Origin of the sequence: Georgenia wangjunii, from assembly GCF_036421975.1 — a bacterium.
GTDB classification, from domain to species: Bacteria; Actinomycetota; Actinomycetes; order Actinomycetales; family Actinomycetaceae; genus Georgenia_A; species Georgenia_A wangjunii.
In genome coordinates, this window is sequence record NZ_JAZGON010000002.1 from 302080 (window position 1) to 318766 (window position 16687).

17 protein-coding genes are annotated in these 16687 nt (G+C 71.7%); 11 read left to right on the forward strand and 6 right to left on the reverse strand.

Going from position 1 to position 16687, the window contains the following annotated elements:
- Window positions 1–184: 184 nt before the first annotated feature.
- From V2J63_RS05375 to V2J63_RS05400, 6 genes are all read left to right on the forward strand, one after another.
- Window positions 185–3169 carry a glycoside hydrolase family 9 protein gene (locus tag V2J63_RS05375; RefSeq protein WP_331229976.1) on the forward strand — a complete coding sequence of 995 codons (2985 nt, stop codon included), beginning with the start codon at window positions 185–187 and terminating at the stop codon, window positions 3167–3169.
- Window positions 3170–3538: 369 nt separating this feature from the next.
- Window positions 3539–4666, forward strand: a complete 1128-nt coding sequence (locus V2J63_RS05380; RefSeq protein ID WP_331229977.1) for a hypothetical protein — start codon at window positions 3539–3541, stop codon at window positions 4664–4666.
- Between the two features lie 17 nt (window positions 4667–4683).
- Window positions 4684–4923 carry a hypothetical protein gene (locus tag V2J63_RS05385; protein WP_331229978.1) on the forward strand — a complete coding sequence of 80 codons (240 nt, stop codon included), beginning with the start codon at window positions 4684–4686 and terminating at the stop codon, window positions 4921–4923.
- A gap of 251 nt (window positions 4924–5174) precedes the next feature.
- Window positions 5175–5456 carry an isoamylase early set domain-containing protein gene (locus V2J63_RS05390; RefSeq protein WP_331229979.1) on the forward strand — a complete coding sequence of 94 codons (282 nt, stop codon included), beginning with the start codon at window positions 5175–5177 and terminating at the stop codon, window positions 5454–5456.
- Window positions 5457–5646: 190 nt separating this feature from the next.
- Window positions 5647–6333, forward strand: a complete 687-nt coding sequence (locus V2J63_RS05395; protein ID WP_331229980.1) for a dienelactone hydrolase family protein — start codon at window positions 5647–5649, stop codon at window positions 6331–6333.
- A gap of 141 nt (window positions 6334–6474) precedes the next feature.
- A complete protein-coding gene (locus V2J63_RS05400; protein ID WP_331229981.1) occupies window positions 6475–7170 on the forward strand; it encodes a DUF998 domain-containing protein in 696 nt (231 codons plus the stop codon).
- Between the two features lie 103 nt (window positions 7171–7273).
- Here V2J63_RS05400 and V2J63_RS05405 read toward each other — a convergent pair whose 3' ends face one another.
- Window positions 7274–8458, reverse strand: a complete 1185-nt coding sequence (locus V2J63_RS05405) for a winged helix DNA-binding domain-containing protein (RefSeq protein WP_331229982.1) — start codon at window positions 8456–8458, stop codon at window positions 7274–7276.
- 277 nt (window positions 8459–8735) lie between these two features.
- On the opposite strand from V2J63_RS05405, the gene V2J63_RS05410 reads away from it, so the two are divergent.
- The 4 genes from V2J63_RS05410 to V2J63_RS05425 all read left to right on the forward strand — a co-directional run bounded on the left by V2J63_RS05410 (window position 8736) and on the right by V2J63_RS05425 (window position 12383).
- Entirely contained in the window at window positions 8736–9224 is a 489-nt protein-coding gene (locus tag V2J63_RS05410; protein WP_331229983.1) for a hypothetical protein, read from the forward strand.
- A 144-nt stretch (window positions 9225–9368) separates the two neighbouring features.
- Window positions 9369–10073 (forward strand): NAD-dependent deacylase, encoded by a 705-nt coding sequence (locus tag V2J63_RS05415; RefSeq protein ID WP_331229984.1) that lies wholly within the window; start codon window positions 9369–9371, stop codon window positions 10071–10073.
- A gap of 168 nt (window positions 10074–10241) precedes the next feature.
- Window positions 10242–11276, forward strand: a complete 1035-nt coding sequence (locus V2J63_RS05420) for an NAD(P)-dependent alcohol dehydrogenase (RefSeq protein ID WP_331229985.1) — start codon at window positions 10242–10244, stop codon at window positions 11274–11276.
- A 156-nt stretch (window positions 11277–11432) separates the two neighbouring features.
- On the forward strand, window positions 11433–12383 hold the full coding sequence (locus V2J63_RS05425) for a TIGR03557 family F420-dependent LLM class oxidoreductase (RefSeq protein WP_331229986.1): 951 nt from the start codon (window positions 11433–11435) through the stop codon (window positions 12381–12383).
- On the opposite strand, the gene V2J63_RS05430 is transcribed toward V2J63_RS05425, so the two are convergent.
- The 3 genes from V2J63_RS05430 to V2J63_RS05440 all read right to left on the reverse strand — a co-directional run bounded on the left by V2J63_RS05430 (window position 12364) and on the right by V2J63_RS05440 (window position 13803).
- Window positions 12364–12993 carry a hypothetical protein gene (locus tag V2J63_RS05430; protein ID WP_331229987.1) on the reverse strand — a complete coding sequence of 210 codons (630 nt, stop codon included), beginning with the start codon at window positions 12991–12993 and terminating at the stop codon, window positions 12364–12366. The genes V2J63_RS05425 and V2J63_RS05430 overlap by 20 nt on opposite strands.
- Window positions 12994–13012: 19 nt before the next feature.
- Entirely contained in the window at window positions 13013–13468 is a 456-nt protein-coding gene (locus V2J63_RS05435) for a methylglyoxal synthase (RefSeq protein ID WP_331229988.1), read from the reverse strand.
- Window positions 13469–13572: 104 nt separating this feature from the next.
- Window positions 13573–13803, reverse strand: a complete 231-nt coding sequence (locus V2J63_RS05440) for a hypothetical protein (protein ID WP_331229989.1) — start codon at window positions 13801–13803, stop codon at window positions 13573–13575.
- 129 nt (window positions 13804–13932) lie between these two features.
- Between V2J63_RS05440 and V2J63_RS05445 the strand changes: the two genes are divergently transcribed.
- Window positions 13933–15120 (forward strand): DUF429 domain-containing protein, encoded by a 1188-nt coding sequence (locus V2J63_RS05445; protein WP_331229990.1) that lies wholly within the window; start codon window positions 13933–13935, stop codon window positions 15118–15120.
- Between the two features lie 98 nt (window positions 15121–15218).
- Here V2J63_RS05445 and V2J63_RS05450 read toward each other — a convergent pair whose 3' ends face one another.
- Both V2J63_RS05450 and V2J63_RS05455 read right to left on the reverse strand, forming a co-directional pair.
- Window positions 15219–15734 carry a mycothiol transferase gene (locus V2J63_RS05450; protein ID WP_331229991.1) on the reverse strand — a complete coding sequence of 172 codons (516 nt, stop codon included), beginning with the start codon at window positions 15732–15734 and terminating at the stop codon, window positions 15219–15221.
- A gap of 1 nt (window position 15735) precedes the next feature.
- Window positions 15736–16686, reverse strand: coding sequence for an ABC transporter substrate-binding protein (locus tag V2J63_RS05455; protein WP_331229992.1), 951 nt, complete (start codon window positions 16684–16686; stop codon window positions 15736–15738).
- Between the last annotated feature and the right edge of the window lies 1 nt (window position 16687).

Consider the following 16687-nt stretch of genomic DNA (forward strand, 5'->3'; position numbering starts at 1 on the left):
CACGGTACGCGCCGGTCCCTGCGTGCCGTGCCGTGGCGCGGGCGGCGTGACGAACGTCGATGATCGGCTCTTCTGTCTAGCGAATCGTCGCCGGCAGGTTCATTCTTGCCGTATCCGAGGTTCTGCCGCTCAGGTTGGAGACGCCGTGGTTTCCCGACGTATGCGCGCCCGTCGAACGACGGCCGTGGCCGCTTCCGCCGTCATCCTCGGCGCGTCACTGAGCGCGTCTGCCTCAGCCGACGTGCAGCCGGTGCCCGACGACGGCGACGACGTCCTCACGGAATGGGTGCCGGGCGGCGACTTCGCGGGCGAGGACCTGGGCCCGTGGTTCGTCACCGGGAACCTCGCGGACGCCTGGACCGTCGAGGACGGCGCCCTCTGCCTCGCCGTCCCGGGCGGCACGGTGAACCCGTGGGACGCGATCGTCGGTGTCAACGGCATCCCCGTCTCTTCGGGCGAGACCTACACCTTCAGCTTCACGGCGTCGGCAGCGCCCGCCGGCGCCGTCCGCGCGCTCGTGCAGCAGAACCGCGACCCGTGGCCGACGCTCTTCGACCAGACCGTCACGCCCGGCGAGGAGCCGACGACGTTCACGTGGTCGGCCGTCAACGAGGCCCATGACTGGCCGGCGACGCAGGAGAGCGAGGCCGGTCAGGTCGCCTTCCAGATCGGCGGCTCGCCGGAGCCGTGGACGCTCTGCCTCGACGACGTCTCGCTCACCTCGGGTGGGGAGGCGCCCGTGTACGAGCCCGACACCGGGCCACGCGTGCGGGTCAACCAGCACGGCTACCTGCCCGACGGGCCCAAGCGCGCCACCCTCGTCACCGAGGCGACCGACCCCACGGGGTGGGAGCTCCTCGACGACGCGGGCGCCGTCGTCGCCTCGGGCACGAGCGAGCCCCGCGGGACCGACTGGAGCTCCGGCCTCGACGTCCACGTCCTCGACTTCAGCGGGACGACGGCGGAGGGCACCTACTCCCTGCGCGCGGACGGGGACGTCAGTCACCCGTTCACCATCGACGCCGACCTCTACCAGCAGCTGCGCTACGACGCCCTCAACTACTTCTACCTCGCCCGCAGCGGGATCGACATCGAGGAGTCGATCGCGGGGACTGACTTCGCCGGGACGAGCTTCGCCCGGGACGCCGGACACCTCAACGACCCGGCGCGCACCCGCAACGACACTCCCAACCGCGGCGACTACGACGTCCCGTGCCTCACCGCGGAGGAGGACGGCGCGAGCTGGTCCTACGGCGACTGGGCCTGCGGCGACGGCTACGCGCTCGACGTCGTCGGAGGCTGGTACGACGCCGGCGACCACGGCAAGTACGTCGTCAACGGCGGCATCTCGGTCGCACAGGTCATGAGCACGTACGAGCGCTCGCTCTACACGCCGACCGGTACGCCCCGGGCGCTCGGTGACGGCGCGCTCAACGTGCCCGAGGCCGCCAACGGGGTCTCGGACGTCCTCGACGAGGCGCGATGGCAGCTCGCGTTCCTCCTGTCCATGCAGGTGCCGGACGGGACCGAGATGACCCTCGGGGGCGACGTCGTCGACGTCGGTGGACTCGTCCACCACAAGATCCACGACGTCGGATGGACCGGGATCCCGCTGATGCCGGCCGCCGACGCCCAGGAGCGTCGCCTCCACCGGCCGTCGACCGCGGCCACGCTCAACCTCGCCGCGGTCGCGGCGCAGGGCGCGCGCCTGTTCGCCGACGTCGACGCCGACTTCGCCGGCGAGCTCCTCACTGCGGCGCGGCGGGCGTGGGACGCCGCGCAGGAGTTCCCAGACCTGTACGCCCCCGCGGAGGCAGGCAACAACGGCGGCGGGCCCTACGACGACACCCGGGTGAGCGACGAGCGCTACTGGGCGGCGGCCGAGCTGTACCTCACCACCGGGGAGCCCGAGTTCGAGCGCGCGATCCTCGAGAACCCGGACCACACGGCCGACGTGTTCGGCGCCAAGGCGTTCGACTGGCGCGACGTGGCCGCCTTCGCCCGCATCCAGCTCGCCCTGGTCCCCAACGGGCTGCCCGGGCGGGACGCGGTGCAGAGCTCCGTCGTCGCCGGAGCCGACACGTACCTCGCGTGGCAGGCGCAGGAGGCCTTCGGCACGACCTACCCCGGGCAGGACGCCCAGCGCGAGAGCTACGAGTGGGGCTCGAACTCCATGGTGGTGAACAACGCGATCGTCCTCACCGCGGCGTTCGACCTGACGAACGACGACGTCTACCGGGACGCGGCGATCGAGGCGCTCGACTACCTCCTCGGACGCAACGCGCTCAACATCTCCTACGTCACCGAGTACGGCACGGTGTTCGCACAGAACCAGCACAGCCGCTGGTTCGCCGCCCAGGCCAACCCGGCGTTCCCGCACCCGCCGGCCGGGTCGCTCGCGGGCGGGCCGAACTCGACCGTCAGCACGTGGGACCCGACGATGGTGTCGCTCTTCGGCGGGGACAACATGTGCACACCGCAGATGTGCTACGTCGACTACTACAACTCGTGGGCATCGAACGAAATCACGATCAACTGGAACTCGGCGCTGTCCTACCTCGCCTCGTTCTTGGCGGACCAGGGCGCGGGCGCCGTGGAGCCGGGCGATGCGGTGGTCCGGATCCTCCAGCACCCCGCGGACGTCTCAGCCGAGGCGGGGGAGACGGTGACGTTCACGGCGTCGGCCACGGGCGATCCTGTGCCGGCGGTCCGCTGGCAGGCGTGGGTGGACGGCGAATGGGTCGACCTCGACGGGGAGACGGCGGGGACGCTGTCCTTCGCGGCGGGCCTGGACGACGACGGGCTCCTAGTTCGCGCGGTGTTCACCAACGAGCTCGGCTGGATCGCGACGGACCCGGCGGTCCTTGCGGTCAGCCCGTCCGACGGGGCGACGCCCGACCCGACCGACGGGCCGACGCCCGACCCGACGACGCCGGCACCGGACCCGACCACAACCCCTCCCGACCCGACCCAGCCGCCGACGACGCCTTTGCCGGGCGGAGCGGGCCCCGGCGGCAATCTCCCCACCACCGGCGCGGCACCGTCGGGGGCGGTGGTGTCAGCCCTCGCGCTCGTCCTCCTCGGGGCGTCGCTCGCGCTTGTGCGGAGGTGGATCCCGTCGGCGTCGGCGTCGGCCGGCCGTCGCGCCAAGGAGGCCCTGCCACGGTGAGCGTCGGAGGGACGGTCTCGGACTGAACCCCGACGACGGCCGGCGGCGGGTGCCCGAAAGGGCAACGTCGTCGGCGCCTGTGGGACCCCTATCGGTGAGGGCGTTCCCGCCCGAGGGCACGGAGCATGGGGGAAACGTGTCTCGGAGGCCTCGATGACCCACCGGCAGGAGCAGACTCCCCGAGCGAGACGTCACGACGACGACGTCGTGCGTGGGAAGCCATCCGTGCGGAACAACACCGGCAAAGGTGGACCGCTCACCAGCGCAGCGCTCCTCGGCGTCCAGCGGACCGCGGGCAACCGGGCGGCGACGGGGATTGTCGTGCAGCGCGACGGGAACGGTCCGCCGGCCCGAGCCGCCACGATCACCATGAGCCTGCCGACGCGCTTCGAGGTCACGCTCGAGGTCACCACCATTACCGACCTCGTGGAGGCCTACGACGACCTCGGCTCCGAGATGTGGTTCGCCGACGACGACCTCATGCCGGACGAGGACGACAACCCGCACTGGGCGGCCTACAAGCAGCACGAGGACGCGGTCCGGGAGCTCGCGCGTGCGTACGCGCGCCACCTGCCCGAGCACGCGGACGCCACGCCCGACCCGGGCGAGATCGCCGATCTCCGCCGCAACGTGTCGACGGCCGAACGGCTCGGTCGCCGCGGGTACGACGACTACCGCCGCCGGGTTCAGGCCGCGCTGGCTCGCGCCCAGCGATCGGCGGAGGCAGCGCAGGTGCGTGCGCAGAACGCCCTGCGCGCCGCGTTCCTCAGCGGCAGCTCGGACAGCCATCCTCACTTGAAGTTCCTCTGGGGTGTCGCCGACAAGACACAGGGAGTGGTCACCGGCCTCGCCGGCGCGCTCAGCGAGGAGGGGACGGCGATCAAGGGGATGAGCAACATCGTGTCGAGGTCCTTCTCCCTCGTGAACCTCGTCAGTGACTGGCAGTCCGCGAACCCGGGGACCTTCGGGACGGCGACCGAGGGGATCAGCGCGATCCGCAACGCTTGGGCGGTCGCGAGCACCGGCGCGAGCTTCGCCGGGGTGCCGCTCGACCTCGTCACCGGCCACATCGGCCCGGCGCTGGAGCAGATCGACGCGATGCTCGGCAGGTTGTCGCACCAGCTGCGTGAGCAGAACGACGACTGGGTCCGGTTCGACGGTCGACCGGCGAGACCGGGCGTCGAGCCCGGCGGTAGAGCGATGTGGAACTACATGGTGCTCGTCATGCACGCCGGCTCGTCGGCGGAGGTGCCACCTCCCAGCGGGGACGTCTACGACTACTTCGACACCTTCCGCGAACGGTTCGACCGGACCACCGGCGAGCGGGCGCGAGGGAACGACCAGGCCCGACCGGCTGACATGCCCACCGAGTCCAGCTGGATCGTCTTCGACCAGGCCGATCGCTCTCGCCTGCCAGGCTGGATCTTCCGGAACCGCGAGACCATCTGGGTCTCGCTGTACGGGAGCCGCCCCCACGAGAACGCCCGGCCGCTCTGACCGCTGGAGGGCACTGCATGTTCCCCGCCTGCACCGCCCCACCCGGGCAGGGCGAGATCCACCACTCCCTGTGGTGGTACGCCCAGCACGGCACGACCGACACCGCCAACGGGATCCTGCTGTGCCGCTACCACCACGGCTTCGTCCACCAGCGCGAGCTCAGCATCGAGAGATACCCCGACTCCTGGCGCTTCGTCAGACCCAACGGCCAGACCTTCGCCACCACCCAGACCCACAACCAACCCATGCTCGTGTGAGCCGTGGGCGCGGCGAGTTACGGGTACTGAGGTAGACCCGCGCCCAGGGCGCGATCGGCGCTCGAGACGTGACTGGCGCCCCGGGCGTCGTCGGCGCGGCTGGGGAGCAGCCGTGCGTAGCGGCGCGGCCGTAGTCATCCGTCTGCTCGGTAGGTCACGTCGCCTGGCCGCATGGTCCGGCGTGTCAGCGGTGCTGGAGGCGCGCTGTCCGGCACACTGCCTCCGGTATATCGACTGAGCGAAGGACGGCCATGATCAAGAAGTCTCGCGACGCCAAGACCGGCGCCGCCAAGGTCACGTTCGCCCTTCCTGTGCAGCAGGTACAAGGCACGGTGAGCGTCGTCGGAACGTTCAACGACTGGACCCCTGGGATCAACGTCCTTCGGCGCCGCAGCAACGGCACCGCCAGCACCACGGTGCTCGTGGAGCCCGGTCGGCCGCTGCAGTTCCGCTATCTCGCCACCGGCGGTGTGTGGTTCGACGACGACGCCGCGGACGCCGTCACTGCTGCGGGTTCCGTCGTTCACGTCTGAGGCGCCGAGGCCGCGTTGATCTCGCGAGTCCGACCGCGGCGGGCAGGCGGCCTCGCACGTCCGCACGTCCGCACGCCCGCACGCGCCACTGGGTAGGGTGACGGCCAGCTCGCCGCATTACGGGCTTCGGTGCCGACACGAGGGAGTGGCCGTCATGAGCGTGGGTAGAACCGGAAACGCGGCTGCGCGGGTGATCAGCGTTCCCCGGCCCGACGGCGAGATGCCGGCCCTTCTCTGGCTCCCGTCCGGTGGGACGGGTCCCGGCCTCCTGCTCCTCCAGGAGATCTTCGGTGTCAGCGACTACATCCGCGCCCGCGCGCAGGACCTGGCCGACCTCGGCTACGTCGTCCTGGCGCCGGAGCTCTACTGGCGCACCGGCGAGACGGTGGACGAGTCGCGCCCGGACGTCCTCGAGCAGGGCATGGCGTTGCAGGGGCAGCTCGACTGGGACGAGACGGTGGCCGACGCCGTCGCCGCCCTCGATGCGCTGCGGGCGCGGCCCGAGGTGAGCGGTGGTGCCGGGGTCCTCGGGTTCTGCTTCGGCGGGGGACTGGCGTTCAATGTCGCGGCCGTCGCGGACCCGGACGTCCTCGTCTCCTACTACGGCTCTGCCCTGCCGCAGCTGCTCCACCTCGCCGACCGGGTCAACGCGCCGAGCCTCCATCACTTCGGGACGGCCGACGCGTACATCCGCACCGAGCAGGTCGAGTCGATCCGCGCCGCCGTGGCCGGTCCCGAGGTCGAGTTCCATCTCCACGACGGCGCGGGGCACGCCTTCGACAACCCCAACCCGATGTTCCTCCACGAGGCCGCCCGCGCAGACGCCTGGCGGCTCACGGCTGAGTTCCTGGCCCGCCGCCTGCCCGCACAGCGCTAGGTCCTCACCAGGGGCGACAGCGCCCACCATCGGGCGTCATCGGCGGGTCCGTGCTTCCACCGGCTGCCCGGACGATGAGTTCCGCCGTCGGCTGTGGTCAGAACGGTAGGAGAGCACCTCCGCCCGACGAAAGGACCCGTGATGGACGCCGCGACGACAGACGACACGTTCGACATGAGGGCGGCGGTGACGCGCTCGATGCTGGGCTGGGGGGTCGTCGCCGGCCCCTTCTACCTCGTTTTCGGCCTCCTTCTTGCGTTCACGCGCGAGGGCTTCGACCTCACCCGCGACGCCCTCAGCCTGCTCCTCCTCGGTGACCTCGGGTGGCTCCAGTGGCTCAACCTCGCACTGGCTGGGCTCATGAGCGTCGTCGCAGCGGTCGGGCTGGCCCGGACGCCCGGCTGGCCGCGCGCCGCCGCGGCGCTCGTCGGTCTCTACGGCGTCTGCCTCGTGCTCAGCGCGGTCTTCCCGCCGGACGCGACCGGCAGCTTCCCGCCCGGTGCCGGCGGGGGCGAGATGACGACGGCGGGGCTCCTCCACCTTGCCTTCGGCGCGATCGGCTTCGTCAGCATGGCGGTCGCGGCGCTCGTCGCGGCCCCCTGGCTCGCCCGTCGCCGACCCGGCGCGGCTCTCTGGTCCCGCCTCGCGGCGGTCGTCATCGTCGTGGCCTTCGCCGCCGGGGCAGCGCTCTCGGCGGGGCCCGCCGGCGTCGCGCTCATCTGGCTCGCGGTGCTGACCGTCTGGGCCTGGCTCGCCGCGGCCTCGATCGCTGCCTACCGCGCCATCCCGCACCCGGACATCGCCCGGCGCAGCGCCGACCTCTCGGCGGCGACGTAAGAAGAAGGCACCGAGCGCCGCGGGCCCGTTCGGAACGGCCGCCTGGATGCCCAGCGGATGCGCGTGACGTCAGTGAGGCAGGGGAGCGGCGCCTGCTTCTCGCTCAGGGCAGCGGCGCCTGCTTCATGAGCTCCGAGGCGTAGACGTTCGTGATCCGCACGCCGTCGAGCCACGCGGTGAGGCGCGCCGCCTCGGCGTCGAGCGCCGCGCGGCCGTCGGCGCTGACGTCCGCCCGCAGGACCACGCGGGCCACGCCGTCGTCGTCCTGCACCCACGCACCGACGATGCGTCCGTCCCACCACGCGGTGTTGCCGCCGTTGCCGTTGCTGTCGAAGAGGTAGGGCACGTCGGCGGGGTCGAGGTAGAAGCCGCGAGCCTTCCAGCCCATCGTCGTCGGGTCGAGCGTGGGCAGGAGCGCCGCCCACGGCCCGGGCGGGGGGACCGGGTCGACGTCGTCGGGCAGCACCCAACCGGCCTGCCCGCCGTCGAGCCCGACCTCGAGCGCCCCGACGGCGGCGAGGGCGGCCCGCGCCGCGCCCTTCGTCGACCCCAGCCACCACTGGACGTCTTCGACGGTTCCCGGTCCGAACGTGACGAGCCAGCGGCGGACGAGCTCCGCGTAACCCTCCTCCGCCGGAAGCGGCTCGGGCCGCTCGCCGAGCCACGACTCCGTCAGCGTCCACGTGGGCCGACCGGTGCGCCAGTGGCCGGCGTTGGGCCCGCGCACGATGCGCCCCTCGGCGCCGAGGAGGGTGAGGACGCGCGGTGCGAGCTGGAAGGTGCCGCCGTACTTCTTGTCGGTGTTGACGGTGACCGTCCCCGCGAGCTCGGGGACCTGCGCCCGCAGCTCCCGCGCGGAGAGCGGCTCCGACTCCGCGAGGCGGGCGACGACGGCGCGCGAAGCCGCAGCGAGCCACGTCTCGCCGTCGTCGGCCACGCCGTGCTTCTCGACGTCCCGGGCGATGAGGCGGCGCTCTGTCGCGGTCACCCGGGCGGAGGCGCTGCCGAGGGCCGCGGGGAGCAGGTCGCGGGGGAGGACGAAGAGCGTGCGGCGCATGGCGAGCTGCTTGACGAGGGTGCGGTCCTCGTAGAGCGCGCGGTCGACGTCCGACGGCGTGACGCCCTCGGTCCGTGCGTGGACGGCGAGGTGGACGGTCGCCGGCTCGGTCGCGTGCAGGACGGTCATCGCGCGCGTCGCCGTGACGGCGTCGGGCAGGCGGTGGTCCGGGTGCAGCGCGTGGCGCACAGCCAGGCGGCTGCGGCGTTCGGCGTCGTCGATGTGGCGCATCGGGACCCACTATGCCGCGGCCGTGAGCCACGAGCGAAGAATGCACCGTTCCCGACGACGCACCCGGGAGCCTCAGGAACGTCATCGGGTGCCCTTGACGGCTCCTCTCGATGAGCGGGAGCATGGAAATGGAACTTGCCTTCACGGACGAAGGGAGGTGTTCTCGCGGAATGGGCCCCCGACGGTGGGCTGCCAGCTTCGCGCTCCGGGGGTCGGTCCTCAATCGCGGCGGCCTCGATGACCTGGTCGGTCGCCGCTTCTTCTCCTGGAGGTTGTCATGCGACGTTTCACGCTCGTCGGGGCTTCGGTCCTGCTGTCCCTCGTCCTGTGGCCCGGGCTGGCCGCGGCAGATCCGCCGACGCGCGAGACGTTCGTCGACGACGCGCCCTTCGTGACGGACGAGATGTGCCCCTTCGAGGTTTCGATCACGGGGAGCAACACCGGGCGCGCAACGCTCTTCTACGCCAAGTCCGGCGTGCTCAGGCGCGTGATCATCCACGGCACCGAGGAGTTCACGTACAGCGCGAACGGCAAGGAGCTGGTGGCGGAACCCTTCCCGTACAACATCCACCTCGGTTTCGGCCCTGACGGCCAGCTGCAGCACTCGTACGTCACCGGACTCGTGCTTCGTGTCCCCTTGCCGGACGGGTCGACCTTCCTGTCAGCGGGCCGGCTGGACTTCGTGGTCACTGGTGAGGGCTTCGCCATAACCCCGCAGGTCGGTCGCTCGGGTGATGTGGAGGCGTTATGCGCTGCGTTGTCGTGAGGGGGTGCGCGGGGGCTGTGAGCGTCGAAGCTGTCGGCGTGGCGCACCGGGGCCCTCCGCACCCCGCCGCCTCGCTGGAGCTGTCGCGCGGGTGAGCCGCGACCTTGGCGAGCGCCCCGCGGCCGTCCGGAGAATCATGGCGCCATGCGAACGGTGGTGCTGACCGGGGCGGGGATCTCCGCGGAGTCCGGGGTCCCGACGTTCCGGGACGCCGGGGGGCTGTGGGAGGGGTACGACGTCGCCGCCGTCGCCACGCCCGGGGGCTACGCGGCCGACCCCGTCCTCGTGCACCGCTTCTACGACGCCCGCCGCCGCGCGCTGCCCGCCGTCGAGCCCAACGCGGCGCACCGGGCGCTCGCCCGGCTGGAGGCCGAGCTGGGCGACGACCTGCTCGTCGTCACCCAGAACGTCGACGACCTCCACGAGCGCGCCGGGTCCACGCGTGTGCTGCACATGCACGGCGAGCTGCGGAGCGCGCTGTGCGCCCGGTGCGGCCTGCGGGTGCCGTGGGAGGCGGACCTCGGCTCCCGGCCTCCGTGCCCGCGGTGCGGTGCCCCGTCGCTGCGGCCCGACGTCGTGTGGTTCGGCGAGGTGCCGTACCACCTCGACGAGATCATCGCGGCGCTGCGGGTGTGCGACGTGTTCGTCGCGGTCGGGACCTCGGGGGAGGTCTACCCGGCAGCCGGGTTCGTCGCGCTCGCCCGCTCCTCCGGTGCCCGCACGGTCGAGCTCAATCTCGAGCGCAGCGCGTCGTCAATGTTCGACGACGTCCGGACGGGCCTCGCCACCCGGCTCGTCCCCGAGTGGGTGGCGGAGGTGCTGTCCGAGGGGTCCGAGCAGCGGGCGTAGTGCCGGCCGCCGACCGCGCGAGGACCACCCGCCCTCGCGCGGCCTGACGAGGCCCCGTACCCGGGGGTGCGGTGCCACCCGGGACCTCCTACCCATGCGCTGCGATGGCCCGGCTGGGATCCTGGGGTGGAGGCCGGCGGTCCCGGTCGGCCACGAAGGAGGACGGTCATGAAGGCCCTTCAGTACCGGACGATCGGCGCCCCGCCGGAGGTCGTCGAGATCGAGACCCCCGAGCCCGGACCCGGGCAGGTCCGCCTGCGCGTCACCGCCGCGGGCGTGTGCCACTCCGACTCGTTCATCATGAGCCTGCCGGAGGAGCAGTACATCTACGGGCTCCCGCTCACGCTCGGGCACGAGGGCGCCGGCATCGTCGACAAGCTCGGCGAGGGCGTCACCGGCCTCGAGCTCGGCACACCCGTCGCCGTCTACGGCCCTCAGGGCTGCGGGCGCTGCTACACGTGCGCGCAGGGCAAGGAGAACTACTGCCAGCGGGCGGCGGAGCTCGGCATCACCCCGCCTGGGCTCGGCTCGCCCGGCGCGATGGCCGAGTACATGCTCGTCGACGACGCGCGCCACCTCGTGCCGCTGGGCGACCTCGACCCCGTCACCAACGTCTCCCTCACGGACGCGGGCCTCACGCCGTACCACGCGATCAAGGGCTCCCTCGAGAAGCTCGTACCAGGATCCGTGGCCGTGGTCATCGGGGCCGGTGGTCTCGGGCACGTCGGCATCCAGATCCTCCGGGCGGTCAGCTCCGCGACCGTCGTCGCCCTCGACCTCAACGAGGACAAGCTCGCCCTCGCCCGGGACGTGGGCGCCCACCACGCGTTCCTCTCCGACGACGCCGCGATCGAGGAGGTCCGCCGGCTCTCCGGTGGCCTGGGCGCCGTGGCCGTCTTCGACTTCGTCGGTGCCCAGCCCACGATGGACCTCGGCAGCAAGATGGTCGCCGTCGGCGGTGACCAGGTGATGGTCGGCGTCGGGAGCGGCACGCTGCCGGTCGGCTTCCTCGACCGGCCGTACGAGTCCGCCGTCCGCGCCCCGTACTGGGGCTACCGCCACGAGCTCTTCGAGGTGCTCGAGCTCGCGCGCACCGGGGCGGTCCACGTCGAGACCGAGGTGTTCTCGCTCGACGACGCGCCTCAGGCGTACGAGAAGCTGCACGACGGCACCCTGCGCGGGCGCGCCGTCATCGTTCCCTAGGGGCACCGCCCACCGGGGGACGTGGGCGCGTACTCCGGGGCAGGGACGGGCGGGCGCCGGTGCGGACCAGCGCCCGCCCACGCGCTCCGGTGGCCAATCTCTCACACCTGTCAAAACGTGGACCGTGGTGGTCCCCGCACCCTCAGGAGGTCACCCATGAAGCTCGGCTACAAGCTCGCGACCGAGGCGTTCGGCCCGGCCGAGATCATCCGGCAGGCGGTCCGCGCCGAGGAGGTCGGTTACGACTTCGTCGAGATCAGCGACCACTACCACCCGTGGCTCGAGAGCCAGGGGCACAGCGGCTTCACGTGGTCGATCCTCGGTGCCATCGCCGCCCGCACCGAGCGGATCGAGCTCATGACCGGCGTGACGTGCCCGACGGTCCGGTACCACCCCGCCGTCATCGCCCAGGCGGCGGCGACGATCGCCCTCATCTCCGACGGCCGCTTCTCCCTGGGCGTCGGCTCCGGCGAGCGGCTCAACGAGCACGTCGTCGGCCGGGACTGGCCAGGGGCGGGCAAGCGCCAGGCCATGCTCGTCGAGGCGCTCGAGATCATCCGGAAGCTGTGGGAGGGCGGCTACCAGGACTACGACGGGCGGTACCTGCAGATCGAGGACGCGAAGGTCTTCGACCTTCCCGAGACGCTGCCCCCGATCATCGTCGCCGGCGGTGGACCGGTCGCCGCCCGACTGGCCGCGGAGCTCGGTGACGGGCTCATCGCCACGGACCCGGACGCCTCCCTCATCGAGGCGTACACCTCCCACGGCGGATCGGGTCCGCGGTACGCCGAGGCGCCCCTCGCCTACGCCGCGAGCGAGGCGGAGGGGGCCGCGGAGGTGCTGGAGAAGAGCCGGTGGGCGCTGACCGGGTGGAAGGTCATGGCCGAGCTCCCGAACCCCGTCAACTTCGACGCCGCGACGACGACGGTCCGCGAGGAGGACGTCGTCGGGCAGTTCGCGTGCGGGCCCGACGTCGAGCGCCACCTCGAGGTCATCCAGCAGTTCACGGACGCGGGCTTCGACCACATCGTCACCATGAACGCCGGCCCCGACCCCGACGCCTTCTTCGACTTCTTCGCCGCCGAGCTCAGGCCGCGCCTGACCTGAGCCCGGTTCGTGGCGCGGGGCGGCCGGCCGCTGCATCCATCCGCCTCAGTGGGACGACGTCGGACGCGGCCGGGAGGTCCGTGGACCGCTGGAAGTCCGCGCCGAAGCCGGGGCAGCGGTCGTCCCAGTACCGGACGCCGTCGAGGACGAGACTGAGGTAGGCCTCCGGGACCACGCCGCGCGCGACGTCGTCCTCGCGGGTGAAGCGAGGCTTGCCGACGAACACGACGACGCGTTCCAGCGCCCCGGCGGCGGGCTGCGGATAGGGCGAGACCAGGCCGGTGACGTCGGCGAGGTCGTACCTCAGCTCGCGCGCCGCAAGGACCTCGAGCTGGGCTTCGGTGACGGGCACGCACACGCCGTTGACGCCTCCGCCGCCGTCGTCGGCGTCGGCGTCGCGGAGGTCGGCGAACCGGAGGACGGGCGGGCGCGCGCCGGCCGCGTCGTAGTAGGCCTTGTCCGGCTGTGAGCCGTCGTTGGGGAACGCGACGCCGAAGTGGCGCCGGAGCCCCGAGCACGACGCCGGTGCGCAGCCCTGCGTCGCCACGTCACCGAGCGAGGCGCTCAGCGACACCGGGTTGAGCAGCGATCCATAGGCGAAGAGGTGCATCGAGAGGCTGCCTCGTCGCTCAGTGTCCGTCCGCGACGCCGTCCCACGTCCGCGGGCTGAGGTCCGGCCGGACCTGCTCGTAGTCGGTGGCGAGCAACGGTGAGGAGATCATGAGGTCCGCCGACGCGACGTTGCACGCCATCGGCACGTTCCATACGGTCCCGATGCGCAGGAGCGCCTTGACGTCGGGATCGTGCGGCTGCGGCTCGAGCGGGTCCCAGAAGAAGACGAGCATCGTGATGCCGCCCTCGGCGATCCGCGCACCGATCTGCTGGTCACCGCCGACGGGACCGGACAGGAACCGATGGACGGGCAGACCGAGCTCGAACTCGAGCATGGTCCCGGTCGTCCCGGTGGCGTAGAGCACGTGCTGAGCGAGGGTGCCGCGGTTGTACTCGGCCCAGCGCAGGAGCTCGACCTTCTTGTTGTCGTGCGCGACGAGCGCGATGTGACGGGGCTTGATCGCGAGCTGCATGGTTCACCTCGGCCTCTCGGAGGAAGGGCCGCACAGGAAGCCCGCTGGGAGCATAGCGAGCCCGTCCGCGCCGAGGTGGGTGCTTCGTCCGCCCCCGGGTACCGCTACGCGTCGCGCGTGGTGACCTTGGGCTCGGAGATCGCCACGCCCGGGACCGCGAGGTCCTTGAGCGCCTTGGAGACGCCGGCGACGAGCGAGGACGAGGCCCGGTCCTCCTCGCGGATGTCGTCGGGGGAGAGCGAGCCCTCCGGCGTGCTCTCGCGGACGGACTCGACCAGTGCGGCCTCGTCCGTGATCTCGGCGTCGATCTCGATGGTCAGCGTGTGCTTGGTCATGGGAAGAGCGTCACCCACCGGGCGCGAGTCGGCCATCCGAAACGTCATGGGGGTAGCTGGACTGCGCGCCGCTCCTCGGCGCCACCGTTCCTGGGTCGTGACCTCGGCAAAGGTGGCACATTTGGGGTGATGGACGTGTACCTCGGGGTAGACCTGGCGTGGAGCACCCGCGCTCGTACCGGACTCGCTGCCGTCGACGCACATGGACGGCTGGTCACCTCTGCTTCCGTGCAGACGGACGAGGAGATCGTCGAGTGGGCGCGCCGCCCTGGATGGACCGTCCGCACAGCCGCCGCGGACGCTCCACTCATCGTCACGAATGCCACCGGGCAAAGGGACTGCGAGCGCGAGGTCTCACGCGTGTTCGGGAGGTACGGAGCGTCGTGCCACGCGAGCAACCTCACCCGGCCCTACTTCAACCCGCCTCGCGGCGCGTCGCTCGCCGAACGTCTCGGCTGGTCGCTGGACCCTGATCAGGCGCCCGCCGGTCGCCCAGTCTGCCTCGAGGTCTACCCCCATCCAGCGATGGTCGGACTGTTCGAGCTGGGGACCGTCCTCCCCTACAAGGCGAAGGGAGGGAGGCCGTTTGTTCGTCGGCATGCGGCTTTCCTTGAGCTCATGCGGCACATGGAGTCGCTGCGCGTGCTCGAGCTGACGGTCAACGATCGGTGGCTCACAATCAGAGGGACCGCGGAGAAGGCGACGCGGCCCTTCGAGCTGGAAAGGCTCGAGGACGAGGTCGACGCGGTCTTCTGCGCGCACCTCGCCTGGCGCTGGAACCATCGGCCGGAGTCGCTCCGGATGTACGGCACCTTCGCCGACGGCTACATCGTCGCCACTCCGCCACCGACGCACCCGGTCGCGGCCCGCGAGGAGAGGGTGGCAAAGCCAGCGGAGTTGGTAGCCACCGAGCCCGCCGGTGCGGCGGTCACGACCAACGCACCGCGCAGGCCCACGATGGTCGCGTTCGAGGTGAGCGGCGTCCCCGCAACGTTCGCGACATCGGGTGAGCACCGTTGGCGAGCGGCGGTGAGCACCGCGGCCTCCGCGGCCGTCGAGGGGATGGACCCGTTACCGGGGCGGCTCGAGGTCACGGTCCACTTCCGGCTCCCCGTCGCGAGCCGAAAGGACCTGGGGTGGGACCTCGACAACCTTGTCAAGCCAACTCTCGACGCGCTCACTCCAGTCCTCGGTCAGCGAGCCATCGCTAGGCCCGAGCAGGTCGACGACGAGCGCGTCGACCGCCTTGTCGCGTCCAAGCGGACCGTGCGTGAGGGTGAGAATCCAGGCGCGTCGATCCTCATAACGACTCTCTAGTGGGGCTCGTCTGACGGACTGGTCCGGGAGCCGCTGAGCAGCGGCTCCCCGCCGCTCGTAGCCGCGTCCCGCCGTCGGCGTCGCCGTCGTCCGGCCCCTCAGTGCCGCCGCTCGAGCACCCCGGCCACGAACGCGGCCTGCCCCGCGTGCTGGAGGCAGTCGGAGATGACGCTGACGAGCCGCACGCCGACCGTCACCGGCGGGTCGTAGTTCTCGTCGACCACCCGGTCGAGCTCGTCGTCGTCGAGCCCGCGCAGGAAGGCCACCGTCTGCTGGTGCACGGCGTCGTAGTAGGCGAGGGCGAGCGCGGCGTCGAACCCGCTCACGAGCCCCACCTGCTCCGACGTGTGCCCGTAACCGATCCCGTCCACGCCGTCGGGCAGCGCGAACGTCTCCGCCCAGCCACCGGCGACCCACACCTCCTCGCGCCCGGCGACGCCGGCGATGTGGTCGTCCTGCACCCGGGTGAGGTGCCAGAGGAGCCAGCCGATCGAGTTGGCGTCCGGGTCGAGCCGGACGGCGAGGTCGTCGGCGTTGAGCCCCTCGGCCGCACCGTGCACCTCCTCCCGCACGCGGGAGAAGGCGTCGAGGAGGAGGTCCGTCGCGGAAGTCATGTCACGCTCCCAGGTCGTTCTCGGCCAGCCAGTCGCCGGCGATCGTCGCGGAGTCGAGCTGCTCCGCCTGGCTGCGGGCGTTGAGCGCGATGAGCTCCTCCGTTGTCAGCAGCTCGCTGACCGGGTCGAGCACCTCGGCGAGCTCCTCCGCGAGGTCCGCGGCCACGAGCGGCACGACGTTCTGCGCGAGGATCATGCTCTCCGGGTCCTCGAGCGTGACGAAGTCGCCCGAGGCGAGGTCCGGGTCGGCGGTGTAGATGTCGCCCATCGTGATCGTGCCGTCGCGGATGGCGTCCTTGGTCAGCGGACCGCCGCTGTCGCCGATGGCGAGGAAGCCGACCTCGACGCCGTAGAACTCCGCGAGCCCGGCGGGGCCGTAGGGCCGCTCCTCGAGCTCGGCGTTGCCGCCGATCGTGATCTCGCCGTCGTAGCCCGCGAGGTCCGCGAGGCTCGTGATGCCGTTCTCCTCGGAGAACGCGGCGGTGACGTTGTACGAGTCCGCGTCCTGCGCCTCGGCGTAGTCGAGCACGGCCAGCCCCTCGGGCAGGGTGTCCGGCAGCGCGGCCGCGACGTCCTCGGAGCTGCGGACCTCGGTCTCGGCGTCGTAGAACTGCAGGAGGTTGCCCGTGTACTCGGGCAGGAGGTCCACCTCGCCGCCCTCCATCGCCTGGAGGTAGACGTCGCGCTGGCCGATCTGGAACTGCCGCTCCACCTCGTACCCGGCGTCCTCGAGCACCTGCGCGTAGATCTCCGCGATGATCTCGTTCGAGTAGTACGCCTGGGAGCCGACGACGACGGTGCCCGCCGCGTCGTCCGTGGCACCGCCGGTCGAGCCCGGGGTGGTGACGGCGTTGTCGTCGTTGATGAGCGGGTCGCCGGAGCCGCACGCTGCGAGCGCGAGGAGCGCGGTGCCGGCCGCGGCGGTGAGCAGGGGACGCCGGAGCGCGGTCATC